The organism is Devosia sp. (assembly GCF_035944845.1).
Classification (GTDB): Bacteria; Pseudomonadota; Alphaproteobacteria; order Rhizobiales; family Devosiaceae; genus Devosia_A.
This window is the reverse complement of sequence record NZ_DASZAW010000119.1, coordinates 1-13,896: the sequence shown is the minus strand read 5'-3', so window position 1 is coordinate 13,896 and position 13,896 is coordinate 1. Positions and strand designations below refer to the sequence as shown.

Here is a 13,896-nt window from a genome sequence, read left to right as displayed (position 1 = left end):
ATCCTCGAGCCGATCATGCGGGTTGAAGTTCTGACCCCGGAAGACTATGTCGGCGACGTCATCGGTGACCTGAATTCACGTCGCGGCCAGATCCGCGGCACTGAAGCCCGCGGTATCGCGCAGGTGATCGACGCCATGGTGCCTCTTGCCAACATGTTTGGCTACGTGAACTCGCTCCGCTCGATGAGCCAGGGGCGCGCTCAGTACACCATGACTTTCGACCACTACGAGCAGGTTCCGCAGGCGGTCGCCACCGAAGTCCAGGCAAAGTACGCTTAACGTTTACTCGCTAAGCAAGCGCTTGAATTAAAACTGAAAACTCACGTCGGCTGTTGGCTGACGCATACGGAGAGAAGCGATGGGCAAGGAAAAGTTTTCCCGCAATAAGCCTCACTGCAACATCGGCACCATCGGTCACGTCGACCATGGCAAGACCTCGCTGACTGCAGCGATCACCAAGGTCCTGGCTGAGACCGGTGGCGCGACCTTCAAGGCGTACGACCAGATCGACGCAGCGCCGGAAGAGAAGGCGCGTGGCATCACGATCAACACTGCCCACGTCGAGTACGAGACGACCAACCGTCACTACGCTCACGTCGACTGCCCGGGCCACGCCGACTATGTGAAGAACATGATCACCGGCGCCGCTCAGATGGACGGCGCGATCCTGGTCGTGTCGGCTGCCGACGGCCCGATGCCGCAGACCCGTGAGCACATCCTGCTCGCTCGTCAGGTCGGTGTGCCGGCGCTCGTCGTGTTCCTGAACAAGTGCGACATGGTCGACGATCCGGAGCTCCTCGAGCTCGTGGAACTCGAAGTTCGCGAACTGCTGTCGTCCTACGAATTCCCGGGCGACGATGTTCCGATCATCAAGGGCTCGGCGACCGAAGCTCTGAACGACGGCAACAAGGAACTCGGCCACGACGCCGTGCTCAAGCTGATGGCCGCCGTTGACGAGTACATCCCGCAGCCGGCTCGTCCGATCGACCAGCCGTTCCTGATGCCGATCGAAGACGTGTTCTCGATCTCGGGCCGTGGCACCGTGGTGACCGGCCGTGTCGAGCGCGGCATCGTGAAGGTGGGTGAGGAAGTCGAGATCGTCGGCATCAAGGCGACGCAGAAGACGACCGTGACCGGCGTTGAAATGTTCCGCAAGCTGCTCGATCAGGGCCAGGCCGGCGACAACATCGGTGCGCTGATCCGTGGTATCGACCGCACTCAGGTCGAGCGCGGCCAGGTGCTCTGCAAGCCCGGTTCCGTGACCCCGCACACCGACTTCGTGGCTGAGGCTTACATCCTCACCAAGGAAGAGGGTGGCCGTCACACGCCGTTCTTCGCCAACTATCGTCCGCAGTTCTACTTCCGTACCACCGACGTGACCGGCGTTGTTACGCTGCCGGAAGGCACCGAGATGGTGATGCCGGGCGACAACGTGAATATTTCGGTCCAGCTGATCGTGCCGATCGCCATGGAAGAGAAGCTTCGCTTCGCTATCCGTGAGGGTGGCCGCACCGTCGGTTCGGGCGTCGTCGCCAAGATCCTGAAATAAGACCTGGTAATCCAGGGCGCGGCGCGCCGCTACAAACAGCGCGCCGCGTTCCATTTTTCGCTGGGAAAGCAAGATGAACGGTCAAAACATTCGCATCCGGCTCAAAGCCTTTGACCACCGTGTGCTCGACACCTCCACTCGGGAGATTGTCAACACGGCCAAGCGTACGGGTGCGCAGGTGCGCGGGCCGATCCCGCTGCCCACACAGATTGAGAAGTTTACGGTCAACCGCTCGCCGCACATCGACAAGAAGTCGCGCGAGCAGTTCGAGATCCGGACCCACAAGCGTCTTCTGGACATCGTGGATCCGACCCCGCAGACCGTCGATGCTCTGATGAAGCTCGATCTCGCCGCCGGCGTCGACGTCGAAATCAAGCTCTGAGTGACTGAGTTTTCGCGCTGACCATCCAAAGGGTCCTCTTGGACACAATGACCCGGTCAAGCGCCAAAGAGAGAAGGTAACAACCGATGCGTTCTGGTTTGATCGCACAGAAGCTGGGCATGACCCGCCTGTTCTTGGATGACGGCACCCACGTCCCCGTGACCGTGCTCGACCTCAAGAATTGCCAGGTGGTCGGCCAGCGCACGCAGGAGAAGGACGGTTACACCGCCCTCCAGCTCGGCGCGGGCACCGTCAAGGCGAAGAATGTCACCAAGGCGGAGCGCGGCCAGTTCGCCGTCGCCAAGGTCGAGCCCAAGCGTCAGGTAACTGAGTTTCGTGTCGATCCTGCGAACCTCATCGAAGTTGGCGCCACTTTCCAGGCCGACCACTTCGTCGAGGGTCAGCTGGTCGACGTGACCGGTACCTCGATCGGTAAGGGCTTCGCCGGCGGCATGAAGCGCTGGAACTTCGGCGGCCTGCGTGCCACGCACGGTGTGACCGTGTCGCACCGCTCGCACGGTTCGACCGGTCAGCGCCAGGACCCCGGTAAGGTGTTCAAGGGCAAGAAGATGGCCGGCCACATGGGCGACCGTCGTGTCACCACCCAGAACCTGAAGGTCGTGCGCACCGATGTGGAGCGCGGGCTGATCATGGTCGAGGGCGCCGTTCCGGGTGCCAAGGGTGCCTGGATCCAGATCAAGGACGCGGTCAAGAAGGCCGCTCCGAAGGGCGCTCAGACCCCCGGTTCGTTCAAGCCGGCTGCTGCAGCCGTGGCCGAGGAGGCTAAATAATGGAACTCCAGGTCACTACTCTGGACGGCAAGGCCGACGGTTCGGTCATGCTGAAGGACGAGATCTTCGGTCTTGAAGTCCGCCAGGACATCCTGCACCGCATGGTCCGCTACCAGCAGCTCAAGGCGATGGCCGGCACCCACAAGGTGAAGCACCGCTCCGAGATCGCTTACACTTCGAAGAAGTCGATCAAGCAGAAGGGCTCGGGCGGCGCTCGTCACGGCGCCAAGTCTGCTCCGCAGTTCCGCGGCGGCGGCCGGGCGTTTGGTCCGGAACCCCGCAGCCATGCGATCGAGCTGCCCAAGAAGGTCCGCGCCCTGGCCCTGAAGCACGCGCTTTCGGCCAAGGCCAAGGCTGGCGAACTGGTCGTCGTTCCGACCGTCGCCACCAAGGAGCCCAAGACTGCTCAGCTGGTTGCCAAGTTCGGCAAGCTGGAATGGTCGAGCGCTCTGATCATCGACGGCGCCGAGGTGGACAAGAACTTCGCCAACGCTGCCCGCAACATTCCGCAGATCGACGTGCTGCCGGTGCAGGGGATCAATGTCGCTGACATTCTCCGTCGCCATAAGCTCGTTCTGACCAAAGCAGCGCTCGAAGCGCTCGAGGCCCGGTTCGCATGAGCAAGTTCAGCAACTACGACGTGATCCGTAACCCCGTCGTCACCGAAAAGTCGACGATGGCGTCCGAGCACAGCCAGGTCGTCTTCGACGTCGCGATCGATGCCACCAAGGCCGATATCAAAGCCGCCGTCGAGGCGCTCTTTTCGGTCAAGGTCAAGGCAGTCAACACCCTGGTCCGCAAGGGCAAGGTGAAGCGTTTCCGGCAGGAACTTGGCACCCGCAAGGACGTCAAGAAGGCCATTGTCACCCTGGCCGATGGCCAGTCGATCGATATTTCGACCGGCATCTGAGGGGAGAGAGAAGAATGGGTCTAAAAACTTACAATCCGACCTCCCCGGGCCGCCGCCAGCTCATCACGACCGATCGGTCGGAGCTGTGGAAGGGCAAGCCGGTCAAGTCGCTGACCGAAGGTCTGAGCCAGTCTGGCGGTCGTAACAACGCCGGTCGCATCACTGCGTACCATCGTGGTGGCGGTCACAAGCGGTCGTATCGCGTCGTCGACTTCCGTCGCGTCCGTTTCGAAGAGACGGCGACCGTCGAGCGGCTTGAGTATGATCCGAACCGCACCGCCTGGATCGCGCTGATCAAGTACGCAGACGGCGAGCTCGCCTACATCATCGCTCCGCAGCGCCTCGCTGCCGGCGACAAGGTGATCTCGACGCTCGGTACCGCCGACGTGAAGCCGGGCAACGCCATGCCGCTCGAGCGCATGCCGGTCGGCACCATCGTCCACAACGTCGAGATGAAGCCCCGCAAGGGTGGCCAGATCGCTCGTTCGGCCGGTGCTTACGCGCAGTATGTCGGTCGCGACGCCGGTTGGGCGATCCTTCGCCTCAACTCGGGCGAGCAGCGCCGGGTCCACGGCTCGTGCCTCGCCACTGTCGGCGCGGTGTCGAACCAGGATCACTCGAACACCTCGATCGGCAAGGCCGGTCGTAATCGCTGGCTCGGCCGCAAGCCGGTCAACCGCGGTGTGACCATGAACCCGGTCGACCACCCGCATGGTGGTGGTGAAGGCCGTACTTCTGGTGGCCGTCACCCGGTGACCCCGTGGGGCAAGCCGACCAAGGGTAAGAAGACCCGCAGCAACAAGTCGACGGACAAGTTCATCGTCCGCTCGCGTCACGTGAAGAAGGGCCGCTAAGCCATGTCGCGTTCAGTCTGGAAAGGCCCGTTCGTCGACGGCTATCTGCTCAAGAAGGCAGAGACCAGCCGTGCGAGCGGCCGCAACGAAGTCATCAAGATCTGGAGCCGTCGTTCCACGATCCTGCCGCAGTTCGTCGGTCTCACCTTCGGCGTGCACAACGGTCACAAGCATGTGCCGGTGAACGTCCAGGAAGAGATGATCGGCCACAAGTTTGGCGAGTTCGCGCCGACCCGTACCTACTACGGTCACGCGGCCGACAAGAAGGCCAAGAGGAAGTAACATGGGCAAGCCGAAAACTCAGCGGTCGCTCAAGGACAACGAGGCCAAGGCGGTTCTCCGCATGCTTCGTACCTCGGGCATCAAGCTCAACCTCGTGGCTGCGTCGATCCGCGGCAAGAAGGTCGACAAGGCTCTCGCCGAGCTGACCTTCTCGCGCAAGCGTATCGCCGGCTCGGTCAAGAAGACGCTCGAGAGCGCCATCGCGAACGCCGAAAACAACCACGGCCTCGATCCGGACAGCCTGGTCGTTGCCGAGTGCTATGTCGGCGACTCCCTGGTGATGAAGCGCTTCATGGCCCGTGGCCGTGGTCACGCCGCCCGTATGGAGCGCCCGTTCTCGAACCTCACCATTGTGGTTCGCCAAGTTGAGGAGACCGCATAATGGGTCAGAAGATCAACCCGATCGGTCTGCGCCTCGGCATCAACCGCACCTGGGACTCGCGTTGGTACGCGAATAAGGGTGAGTACGGTTCGCTGCTCCAGGAAGACCTGAAAATCCGTGAGACGCTGCTGGAAGACCTCAAGCAGGCTGCGGTTTCAAAGATCGTCATCGAGCGTCCGCACCGCAAGTGCCGCGTGTCGATCCACACCGCCCGTCCGGGCATCGTGATCGGCAAGAAGGGCGCTGACATCGACAAGATCCGCGCCAAGGTGAAGAAGTTCACCGACAGCGAAGTGCACATCAACATCGTCGAAGTGCGCAAGCCCGAGACCGATGCCAACCTCGTGGCTCAGGGCATTGCCCAGCAGCTCGAGCGTCGCGTGGCGTTCCGCCGTGCGATGAAGCGTGCAGTGCAGACGGCGATCCGCATGGGCGCCGGCGGCATCCGGGTGAACGTGGGCGGCCGTCTCGGCGGCGCCGACATCGCCCGCACCGAGTGGTACCGCGAAGGTCGCGTGCCGCTGCACACGCTGCGCGCCGACATCGACTACGGTACGGCCGAGGCGAAGACCACCTACGGCATCATCGGCATCAAGGTGTGGGTCTTCAAGGGCGAAGTCCTTGAGCATGACCCGTCCGCTCACGAGCGTCGCGCCACTGAAGGCGGCGGTTCGAACGAGGGCGGCCAGCGTCGCGAGCGTTCCGATCGGGACGACCGCGGTGAGCGTGGCGATCGCCGCGATCGCGCGCCGGCGAACTGAGAAGGCATAGACAAAAATGCTGCAACCAAAACGTACCAAGTTCCGCAAGGCGCATAAGGGCCGCATCCATGGCAACGCCAAGGGTGGCACGGAGCTGGCTTTCGGTCAGTTCGGCCTGAAGTCCCAGGAGCCCGAGCGCGTTACGGCTCGCCAGATCGAGGCGGCCCGCCGCGCGATCACTCGCGAGATGAAGCGCGCCGGCCGCGTCTGGATCCGTGTCTTCCCGGACCTGCCGGTTTCCAAGAAGCCGACCGAAGTCCGCATGGGTAAGGGCAAGGGTTCGGTGGAGTTCTGGGCGGCTCGCGTCAAGCCGGGTCGTATCCTGTTCGAAATCGACGGCGTCCCTGAGGACGTCGCCAAGGAAGCCCTGCGCCTCGGCGCGATGAAGCTTCCGATCATCACGCGGGTCGTCACCCGCATTGCGGATTGATCGCCATGGCACGTGCACCCAAGAAAAAAGTCGAGGCCAAGAGCGCCAACGGCGCCGCGGACCTCCGCGCCAAGACCCCCGATGAGCTGAAAGATCAGCTGCTCGGCCTGAAGAAAGAGCAGTTCAACCTGCGGTTCCAGCGCGCTACCCAGCAGCTGGAAAAGCCGACCGAGGTCAAGAAAGTCCGCCGCGAAATCGCGCGGGTGAAGACCATCCTCGGCGAAAAAGCCGCAGCGAAGTAAGGAGCAACCGATGCCCAAGCGCGTACTGCAGGGGACCGTGGTCTCCGACACCAATGACAAGACCGTGGTGGTGCGGGTCGACCGTGCGTTCACCCACCCGGTGATGAAGAAGACCGTGCGCCGGTCCAAGAAGTACCACGCTCACGACGAAGCCAATGTGGCCAAGGTCGGGGACGTCGTCTGGATCGAAGAGTCGGCGCCGATTTCGAAGAACAAGCGCTGGGTCCTGAAACCCTCCGCGTAAACCGGAATTTAGGGCTCGCCGAGTAGGCAGACCCCGAAACTGAAGAAGGCATCAAGCCATGATCCAGATGCAGTCCAATCTCGATGTAGCCGACAATTCCGGCGCGCGTCGTGTCATGTGCATCAAGGTGCTCGGCGGCTCGCACCGCAAGTACGCCTCGGTGGGCGACATCATCGTCGTCTCGGTGAAGGATGCGATCCCCCGTGGTCGCGTCAAGAAGGGCCAGGTGATGAAGGCCGTTGTCGTGCGCACCGCATTCCCGGTTCGCCGCACCGATGGCACCATCATCCGCTTCGACCGTAACGCGGCCGTGCTGATCAACAACCAGGCCGAGCCGATCGGCACCCGTATCTTCGGGCCAGTGCCGCGCGAACTGCGCAGCAAGAACCACATGAAGATCATTTCGCTCGCGCCGGAGGTGTTGTGATGGCGTCCAAGATCAAGAAGGGCGACAAAGTCGTCGTTCTCGCCGGCAAGGACAAGGGCAAGACCGGGCAGGTGCTGCAGGTCATCCCGACTGAGACCCGCGCAGTAGTGCAGGGGCTCAACCTCGTCCGTCGCCACACCAAGCAGACCGCGAGCCAGGACGCGGGGATCTTCACCAAGGAAGCCCCGATTCACCTGTCGAACCTCGCGATCGCCGATGCGAACGGCAAGCCGTCGCGCGTCGGTTTCAAGATCAACGCCGACGGCACCAAGGTGCGCGTCGCCAAATCGACCGGGGACACGATCGATGGCTGATACCGTCTATATTCCGCGTCTCCGTGCTCAGTACGACGAGACCATCAAGTCGAACCTGATCAAGGAGTTCGGCTACAAGAACGTCATGCAGGCGCCCAAGCTCGACAAGATCGTGCTGAACATGGGTGTCGGCGAGGCGGTGAACGACACCAAGAAGGTGAAGTCGGCAGCTGCCGATCTCGAAAAGATCGCCGGCCAGAAGCCCGTCATCACCCACGCACGCAAGTCGATCGCCGGCTTCAAGGTCCGCGAAGAGATGCCGCTCGGCGTGAAGGTGACGCTCCGCAAGGCGCGGATGTATGAGTTCCTTGACCGGCTCGTGAACATTGCGCTGCCGCGGGTTCGCGACTTCCGCGGCCTGAACCCGAATTCCTTTGATGGTCGTGGCAACTACGCCATGGGCATCAAGGAACACATCATCTTCCCCGAGATCAACTTCGATCAGATCGATCAGACCTGGGGCATGGACATCATCGTGTGCACCACGGCGCGCACCGACGACGAAGCCCGGGCGCTGCTCAAGGCTTTCAATTTCCCCTTCCGGCAGTAACGGAAGAGAGAAGGACGAGACATGGCAAAGACCAGCTCCATCGAAAAGAACAACAAGCGCAAGCGCCTCGCCAAGCAGCTGGGTCCCAAGCGGGCCAAGCTCAAGGCAGTGGTGATGAACCAGAGCGTCTCGCTCGAGGAGCGCTTCGCGGCGCAGCTCAAGCTCGCCGCGCTGCCGCGCAACTCGGCTGAGAACCGCGTGCACAACCGCTGCGAAGTCACCGGCCGTCCGCGTGGCTACTACCGCAAGCTCAAGATGAGCCGTATCGCTCTGCGTGAGCTGGGCAGCCTCGGGCTGATCCCGGGCATGGTCAAGTCGAGCTGGTAAGGAGAAGACGACAATGAGCCTCTCTGATCCGATCGGCGATATGCTGACCCGCATCCGCAACGCGCAGCTGCGTCGTCGCGATGTCGTCCAGACCCCGGCGTCCACCCTGCGCGGCCGTGTGCTCGACGTGCTGAAGTCGGAAGGCTTCATCCGCGGCTACTCGGAAAGCAGGATGGATAACGGTGTCGCCCAGTTCGATATCGAGCTGAAGTACTCCGACAACGCACCGGTGATCCGCACCATCGAGCGCGTTTCGCGTCCTGGCCGTCGCGTCTATGCGTCGGTCAAGAACATCCCCTCGGTCGCCAATGGCCTCGGTGTGTCGATCCTGTCGACCCCCAAGGGCGTGATGGCCGATCATGAAGCTAAAGCCCAGAACCTGGGTGGCGAGGTACTCTGCCGCGTCTTCTAAGGCTGATGCCTTGAAGCCGTCGGTGTGACGATTACTCCGAAGGAAGTAGAAAGAATGTCCCGTACAGGCAAAAAGCCGATTGCTCCGGTCAGTGGCGTCACCGTCACGATCAGCGATCGCAAGGTCACCGCAAAGGGGCCGAAGGGCGAGCAGGCGCTGACGCTCATGGATGTCGTGAACGCCAAGCAGACCGATGACGGCATCGTCGTCGAGCCCGCCAACGACAGCAAGGAAGCTCGTGCTGCCTGGGGGACCACCCGCGCGCTGATCAACAACATGGTGATTGGCGTCAGCGCTGGCTTCGAAAAGAAGCTGCAGATCCAGGGCGTCGGTTACCGCGCCGCCATGCAGGGCAAGGATCTGAAGCTCAGCCTCGGTTTCAGCCACGAAGTGGTGTTCAACACTCCCGCTGGCATCACCATCGCCGCACCGTCGCAGACCGAAGTGGTCGTGACCGGCTCGGACAAGCAGCAGGTTGGCCAGGTGGCCGCCGACATTCGCGGCTGGCGTCCGCCGGAGCCCTACAAGGGCAAGGGTGTGCGTTATGTGGGTGAGTACATCGCCCGCAAAGAAGGCAAGAAGAAGTAAGGAGCGCACGAGATGCCCATCAGCCTCAAAGGTGCGGACCGCCGCAAGGCGCGCGTTCGCAAGGCGCTCAAGGCTAACGCCAATGGCCGCCCTCGTCTGTCCGTGCACCGCTCGGACAAGAACATTTACGCCCAGATCATCGATGACGCATCCGGTCGCACGCTTGCTGCCGCTTCGACCATCGACAAGGACGTCAAAGCAAAGCTCAAGAACGGTTCGACTTCGGAGGCAGCTGCCGCCGTTGGCAAGCTGATCGCCGAGCGCGGTCTCGCCGCCAAGGTGTCGACCGTCGTCTTCGATCGTGGTGCCTACCTCTACCATGGCCGCGTCAAGGCCCTTGGTGATGCGGCCCGCGAAGGCGGCCTGCAGTTCTGATCCGGCGACAAAGGAAAATTCGATGAGAGACGTTCAAGAGCGCGATAGCGAATTCGTCGACCGGCTGGTTCACATCAACCGCGTCGCCAAGGTTGTGAAGGGTGGCCGTCGTTTCGGCTTCGCCGCCCTGGTTGTGGTTGGTGATCAGAAGGGCCGCGTTGGCTTTGGTCACGGCAAGGCGCGTGAAGTGCCCGAGGCCATCCGCAAGGCAACCGAGCAGGCCAAGCGCCAGATGATCCGCGTTCCGCTGCGCGAAGCCCGTACGCTGCACCACGATGTGGTCGGCCACCACGGCGCCGGCAAGGTCATCCTGCGCGCCGCCGTTCCCGGTACCGGCATCATCGCCGGCGGCCCGATGCGCGCGGTGTTCGAGACCCTCGGGGTCAACGACATCGTGGCGAAATCGCAGGGCACCGCCAATCCCTACAACATGGTGCGGGCCACCTTCGATGCGCTGAAGCGCGTTGATAGCCCGCGTTCGGTCGCCGCCCGCCGCGGCCTGAAGGTCTCTGACCTGCAGGCTCGCCGTGGCGAGACCGTCGAAGCCTGACTAGGGCTTGGGAGTTAGAATAATGGCCGACAAGACCGTCACCATCGAGCAGATCGCCAGCCCGACGCGCCGTCCGCAGGACCAGCGCGCCACCCTCATCGGTTTGGGGCTGAACAAGATCCGCAAGCAGTCGACCCTCAAGGACACCCCCGAGGTTCGCGGCATGATCCGTAAGATCCCGCACCTCGTGCGCGTCGTCGACGCCAAATAAGGGACGAGAACAATGACTCGTTTGAACGAACTCCGGGACAACCCGGGCGCCAACAAGAAGCGCGTGCGCGTCGGTCGTGGTATCGGCTCGGGCGTCGGCAAGACCGGTGGTCGCGGCGGTAAGGGCCAGACGGCCCGTTCCGGTGTCGCCATCAACGGCTTCGAAGGCGGCCAGATGCCGCTGCACATGCGCATGCCGAAGCGCGGCTTCAACGCTCTGAATCCCAAGAAGTGGAACCAGCTGCGTATCGACCGCGTCCAGAATTACATCGACAGCGGCAAGCTGGACATCAAGGGCGTGGTCGATGCGGCCGCCCTTGTGAAGGCCGGCGTGATCCGTCGCGAGCTCGATGGCGTTCGTCTGATCGGCAGCTCCGGTTTCACGGCCAAGAAGGTGACCTTCAAGGTTGCGCACGCAACCAAGGGCGCGCTCGCTGCTATTGAAGCAGCCGGCGGCAAGGTCGATATGCCTCAGGCAGAAGTGAAGGCTGACGCCTAACAGCGCCTGGCCCCATTCTAAAGGGAGCGACTATGGCGTCCGCAGCCGAACAGCTGGCCAAGAATCTGAACTTCGGGACCTTCGCGAAAGCGAAGGCCCTTCAGCAGCGCATCTGGTTCACACTGGGTGCGCTTCTCGTTTATCGGCTCGGGACTTACATCCCGGTGCCCGGTATCGACCCCGATGCCTATCGCGCGACCTTCCAGCAGGCGCAGCAGGGCATTTTCGGCATGTTCGACATGTTTGCCGGCGGTGCCGTGCAGCGCATGGCGATCTTCGCGCTGAACCTCATTCCGTACATCACTGCCTCGATCGTGGTGCAGGTGATCACCACGGCGTCGCCGCGCCTCGAAGCCCTCCGCAAGGAAGGCGAGAGCGGCCGCCGCAAGATCAACCAGTACACGCGTTATCTCGCCGTGCTGTTCTGCGCCGTGCAGGCCTATGGCATCGCCATCGGTCTCGAGGGCAGCCAGGGCGTCGTGATCGATCCAGGTTGGTTCTTCCGGCTTTCGACCGTCATCACGCTGGTCGGCGGCACCATGTTCCTGATGTGGCTGGGTGAGCAGATCACCTCGCGTGGCATCGGCAACGGTATCTCGCTGATCATTTTTGCCGGTATTGTGGCCAACCTGCCGGCAACGGTGGTGCAGACCCTCGAGCTCAGCCGCACCGGCGCTCTGCCGACCATCTGGGTTGTCGGGCTGCTGATCATCGCGATCGTCGTTATCGGCGTGATCGTGTTCTTCGAACGGGCCCAGCGCCGGTTGCTGATCCAGTATCCGAAGCGCCAGGTCGGCAACAAGATGTTCCAGGGCGACACCTCGCACCTGCCGCTGAAGCTCAACACCGCGGGCGTTATCCCGGTGATCTTCGGCTCGTCCCTGTTGCTGCTGCCAGCCACCATCGCGTCCTTTGCGGCGCAGGGTGATGCGCCGCAGTGGCTGTCGGTGACGGCGGCGCTGCTCGGTCGTGGCCAGCCCCTCTATCTGGTGCTGTTCGCGGTCCTGATCATCTTCTTCGCCTTCTTCTACACCTCGATCGTCTTCAACCCGACCGACACCGCGGACAACCTGAAGCGCTCCGGCGGCTTCATTCCGGGTATCCGTCCGGGCGAGCGGACGGCGAACTACATTGACTACGTGCTGACCCGCATCACGGTGATCGGGGCCCTCTATCTGACCGTCGTGGCGCTCATCCCCGAGATGATCCACAGCCAGCTCAACGTCAGCCAGTTCATCGGTGGCACCTCGCTGCTGATCATCGTGACGGTGACGCTGGATACGGTGACCCAGGTACAGAGCCACCTGATCGCCCAGCAGTACGAAGGCCTGGTGAAGCGGTCGCGCCTTGGGGGCAAGCGTAAATGAGGCTGATCCTTCTGGGACCTCCGGGCGCCGGCAAGGGCACGCAGGCAAAGGTGCTGATCGAGAGCTACGGGATCCCGCAGCTTTCGACCGGCGACATCCTGCGCTCCGCCATCGCCGCCAAGACCCCGATGGGTCTGGCCGCCAAGGAGATCATGGATCGCGGCGACCTCGTCTCCGACGAGATCGTCAACGGCATCGTCTCCGAGCGGCTCGACCAGGATGACTGCAAGGCCGGCTTCGTGCTCGATGGCTTCCCGCGGACCATTCCGCAGGCCGAAGCGCTCGACGCGATGCTGACCGAGAAGGGCATGCAGCTCGACGCGGTGATAGAAATCACCGCCGACGCCGATGTGCTCGTCGGGCGGATCGCCAGGCGGGCCAAGGAATCGGGTGTTGCCCGTGGCGATGACAACGAGGAGGTGCTTCGCAACCGCCTCAACGTCTATCGCGAGCAGACTGCACCGCTGGTCGAGTTCTACCGCGGCAAGGGGCTGTTGAAGTCGGTCGACGGCATGCAGCCGGTCGATGATGTCACGGCGGCCATCCGCCGGGCCGTGCATAACTAGTATACCTCGGGGCAGGGGCTCGGCAGTTGACTCTGCCGGACCTTGCCCTTATGAACCGCGCCAGTCTCATGGATTATCGGACTGGATTCGGTTCCTCGAAAGAGTGGGGAGCGGGATTCCGGTCCCTTGTCGTTATCAAACGGGCAGCGTGAGCTGCCGACTATAGGAGAGCGGACGTGGCCCGTATTGCTGGCGTCAATATTCCGACCAACAAGCGCGTTGTCATCGCGCTTCAGTACATTCATGGGATCGGCTCGAAGTTCGCCCAGGAGATCACCGAGAAGGTTGGTATCCCGGCTGAGCGTCGCGTGAACGACCTGACCGACGCCGAAGTGATCCAGATCCGTGAAACGATCGATCGCGACTACGTCGTCGAAGGCGACCTGCGCCGTAACGTGGCGATGAACATCAAGCGGCTCATGGACCTCGGCAACTACCGTGGCCTGCGTCACCGCAAGGGCCTGCCGGTCCGTGGTCAGCGTACCCACACCAACGCCCGTACCCGCAAGGGTCCGGCCAAGCCGATCGCCGGCAAGAAGAAGTAATTGGGGTCGCGGAGTACCTCTCCGCCATCCTGATGTAGCTGCTGGAACTACGGCAGCGTCGATATCGAACTGAGGAAGCAAATTGGCAAAAGCTGAAGTCGCGCGCGTCCGTCGCAAGGAGCGCAAGAATATCACCAATGGCGTTGCGCACGTGAATGCGTCGTTCAACAACACCATGGTCACCATCACCGACGTGCAGGGCAACACCATCTCCTGGTCGTCCTCGGGCGTGATGGGTTTCAAGGGTTCGCGCAAGTCGACCCCGTATGCCGCCCAGGTTGCGGCTGAAGACGCGGCCAAGAAGGCCCAGGAACACGGCATGAAGACCCTCGAGGTCGA

At 62.5% G+C, this 13,896-nt stretch carries 26 protein-coding genes and 1 pseudogene; all 27 read left to right on the top strand.

The features are described from left to right. Positions 1-279: pseudogene (gene fusA / locus VGV07_RS23765) on the top strand (elongation factor G); the annotation flags it as partial. A 79-nt stretch (positions 280-358) separates the two neighbouring features. After that, positions 359-1,549, top strand: coding sequence for an elongation factor Tu (tuf, locus tag VGV07_RS23760; protein ID WP_055877931.1), 1,191 nt, complete (start codon positions 359-361; stop codon positions 1,547-1,549). Between the two features lie 73 nt (positions 1,550-1,622). Next, a complete protein-coding gene (rpsJ, locus tag VGV07_RS23755) occupies positions 1,623-1,931 on the top strand; it encodes a 30S ribosomal protein S10 (RefSeq protein ID WP_055049780.1) in 309 nt (102 codons plus the stop codon). A gap of 86 nt (positions 1,932-2,017) precedes the next feature. Continuing rightward, entirely contained in the window at positions 2,018-2,722 is a 705-nt protein-coding gene (gene rplC / locus VGV07_RS23750) for a 50S ribosomal protein L3 (RefSeq protein ID WP_326871209.1), read from the top strand. Next, positions 2,722-3,342 carry a 50S ribosomal protein L4 gene (gene rplD, locus VGV07_RS23745; RefSeq protein ID WP_326871208.1) on the top strand — a complete coding sequence of 207 codons (621 nt, stop codon included), beginning with the start codon at positions 2,722-2,724 and terminating at the stop codon, positions 3,340-3,342. The genes rplC and rplD overlap by 1 nt, the downstream gene beginning before the upstream one ends. After that, complete coding sequence (locus VGV07_RS23740) at positions 3,339-3,632, top strand: 50S ribosomal protein L23 (RefSeq protein WP_055877922.1); 294 nt, start codon at positions 3,339-3,341, stop codon at positions 3,630-3,632. Before rplD ends, VGV07_RS23740 begins: the two co-directional genes overlap by 4 nt. Before the next feature lie 14 nt (positions 3,633-3,646). Then, a complete protein-coding gene (rplB, locus tag VGV07_RS23735; protein WP_326871207.1) occupies positions 3,647-4,486 on the top strand; it encodes a 50S ribosomal protein L2 in 840 nt (279 codons plus the stop codon). 3 nt (positions 4,487-4,489) lie between these two features. Next, the gene (rpsS, locus tag VGV07_RS23730; protein ID WP_055049075.1) at positions 4,490-4,768 is read left to right on the top strand and encodes a 30S ribosomal protein S19; all 279 of its coding nucleotides are present in this window, start codon (positions 4,490-4,492) and stop codon (positions 4,766-4,768) included. Between the two features lies 1 nt (position 4,769). Then, positions 4,770-5,150 carry a 50S ribosomal protein L22 gene (gene rplV / locus VGV07_RS23725; RefSeq protein WP_055049076.1) on the top strand — a complete coding sequence of 127 codons (381 nt, stop codon included), beginning with the start codon at positions 4,770-4,772 and terminating at the stop codon, positions 5,148-5,150. After that, positions 5,150-5,911 carry a 30S ribosomal protein S3 gene (gene rpsC, locus VGV07_RS23720; protein ID WP_055877916.1) on the top strand — a complete coding sequence of 254 codons (762 nt, stop codon included), beginning with the start codon at positions 5,150-5,152 and terminating at the stop codon, positions 5,909-5,911. Before rplV ends, rpsC begins: the two co-directional genes overlap by 1 nt. A gap of 16 nt (positions 5,912-5,927) precedes the next feature. Further along, on the top strand, positions 5,928-6,341 hold the full coding sequence (rplP, locus tag VGV07_RS23715; RefSeq protein WP_055049078.1) for a 50S ribosomal protein L16: 414 nt from the start codon (positions 5,928-5,930) through the stop codon (positions 6,339-6,341). 5 nt (positions 6,342-6,346) lie between these two features. Next, entirely contained in the window at positions 6,347-6,583 is a 237-nt protein-coding gene (rpmC, locus tag VGV07_RS23710) for a 50S ribosomal protein L29 (protein ID WP_055877910.1), read from the top strand. A gap of 10 nt (positions 6,584-6,593) precedes the next feature. Further along, entirely contained in the window at positions 6,594-6,827 is a 234-nt protein-coding gene (gene rpsQ / locus VGV07_RS23705) for a 30S ribosomal protein S17 (RefSeq protein WP_055877908.1), read from the top strand. 58 nt (positions 6,828-6,885) lie between these two features. Then, on the top strand, positions 6,886-7,254 hold the full coding sequence (rplN, locus tag VGV07_RS23700) for a 50S ribosomal protein L14 (protein ID WP_055049081.1): 369 nt from the start codon (positions 6,886-6,888) through the stop codon (positions 7,252-7,254). Then, a complete protein-coding gene (gene rplX, locus VGV07_RS23695) occupies positions 7,254-7,568 on the top strand; it encodes a 50S ribosomal protein L24 (RefSeq protein ID WP_055049082.1) in 315 nt (104 codons plus the stop codon). The genes rplN and rplX overlap by 1 nt, the downstream gene beginning before the upstream one ends. Beyond that, positions 7,561-8,118, top strand: a complete 558-nt coding sequence (gene rplE / locus VGV07_RS23690; protein WP_326871206.1) for a 50S ribosomal protein L5 — start codon at positions 7,561-7,563, stop codon at positions 8,116-8,118. Before rplX ends, rplE begins: the two co-directional genes overlap by 8 nt. A 21-nt stretch (positions 8,119-8,139) precedes the next feature. After that, on the top strand, positions 8,140-8,445 hold the full coding sequence (gene rpsN / locus VGV07_RS23685) for a 30S ribosomal protein S14 (RefSeq protein ID WP_326871205.1): 306 nt from the start codon (positions 8,140-8,142) through the stop codon (positions 8,443-8,445). 13 nt (positions 8,446-8,458) lie between these two features. After that, positions 8,459-8,857, top strand: coding sequence for a 30S ribosomal protein S8 (gene rpsH, locus VGV07_RS23680; RefSeq protein ID WP_326871204.1), 399 nt, complete (start codon positions 8,459-8,461; stop codon positions 8,855-8,857). Between the two features lie 54 nt (positions 8,858-8,911). Continuing rightward, on the top strand, positions 8,912-9,445 hold the full coding sequence (gene rplF / locus VGV07_RS23675) for a 50S ribosomal protein L6 (protein ID WP_326871203.1): 534 nt from the start codon (positions 8,912-8,914) through the stop codon (positions 9,443-9,445). Between the two features lie 12 nt (positions 9,446-9,457). Beyond that, positions 9,458-9,820: a 50S ribosomal protein L18 gene (gene rplR, locus VGV07_RS23670; protein WP_055049087.1), complete on the top strand. Its 363-nt coding sequence runs from the start codon at positions 9,458-9,460 to the stop codon at positions 9,818-9,820. A 22-nt stretch (positions 9,821-9,842) separates the two neighbouring features. Continuing rightward, positions 9,843-10,370 (top strand): 30S ribosomal protein S5, encoded by a 528-nt coding sequence (gene rpsE, locus VGV07_RS23665; RefSeq protein ID WP_055877888.1) that lies wholly within the window; start codon positions 9,843-9,845, stop codon positions 10,368-10,370. 22 nt (positions 10,371-10,392) lie between these two features. Continuing rightward, positions 10,393-10,581 carry a 50S ribosomal protein L30 gene (gene rpmD, locus VGV07_RS23660; RefSeq protein ID WP_055877885.1) on the top strand — a complete coding sequence of 63 codons (189 nt, stop codon included), beginning with the start codon at positions 10,393-10,395 and terminating at the stop codon, positions 10,579-10,581. A gap of 12 nt (positions 10,582-10,593) precedes the next feature. Then, entirely contained in the window at positions 10,594-11,079 is a 486-nt protein-coding gene (gene rplO, locus VGV07_RS23655) for a 50S ribosomal protein L15 (protein ID WP_055049090.1), read from the top strand. Between the two features lie 32 nt (positions 11,080-11,111). Beyond that, on the top strand, positions 11,112-12,446 hold the full coding sequence (secY, locus tag VGV07_RS23650) for a preprotein translocase subunit SecY (RefSeq protein WP_326871202.1): 1,335 nt from the start codon (positions 11,112-11,114) through the stop codon (positions 12,444-12,446). Further along, entirely contained in the window at positions 12,443-13,012 is a 570-nt protein-coding gene (locus VGV07_RS23645) for an adenylate kinase (protein ID WP_326871201.1), read from the top strand. Before secY ends, VGV07_RS23645 begins: the two co-directional genes overlap by 4 nt. Before the next feature lie 176 nt (positions 13,013-13,188). After that, positions 13,189-13,557 carry a 30S ribosomal protein S13 gene (gene rpsM / locus VGV07_RS23640; RefSeq protein ID WP_326871200.1) on the top strand — a complete coding sequence of 123 codons (369 nt, stop codon included), beginning with the start codon at positions 13,189-13,191 and terminating at the stop codon, positions 13,555-13,557. A gap of 82 nt (positions 13,558-13,639) precedes the next feature. Beyond that, positions 13,640-13,896, top strand: a 257-nt coding sequence (gene rpsK / locus VGV07_RS23635) for a 30S ribosomal protein S11 (RefSeq protein ID WP_326871199.1), incomplete at its 3' end; no start/stop codon positions are given.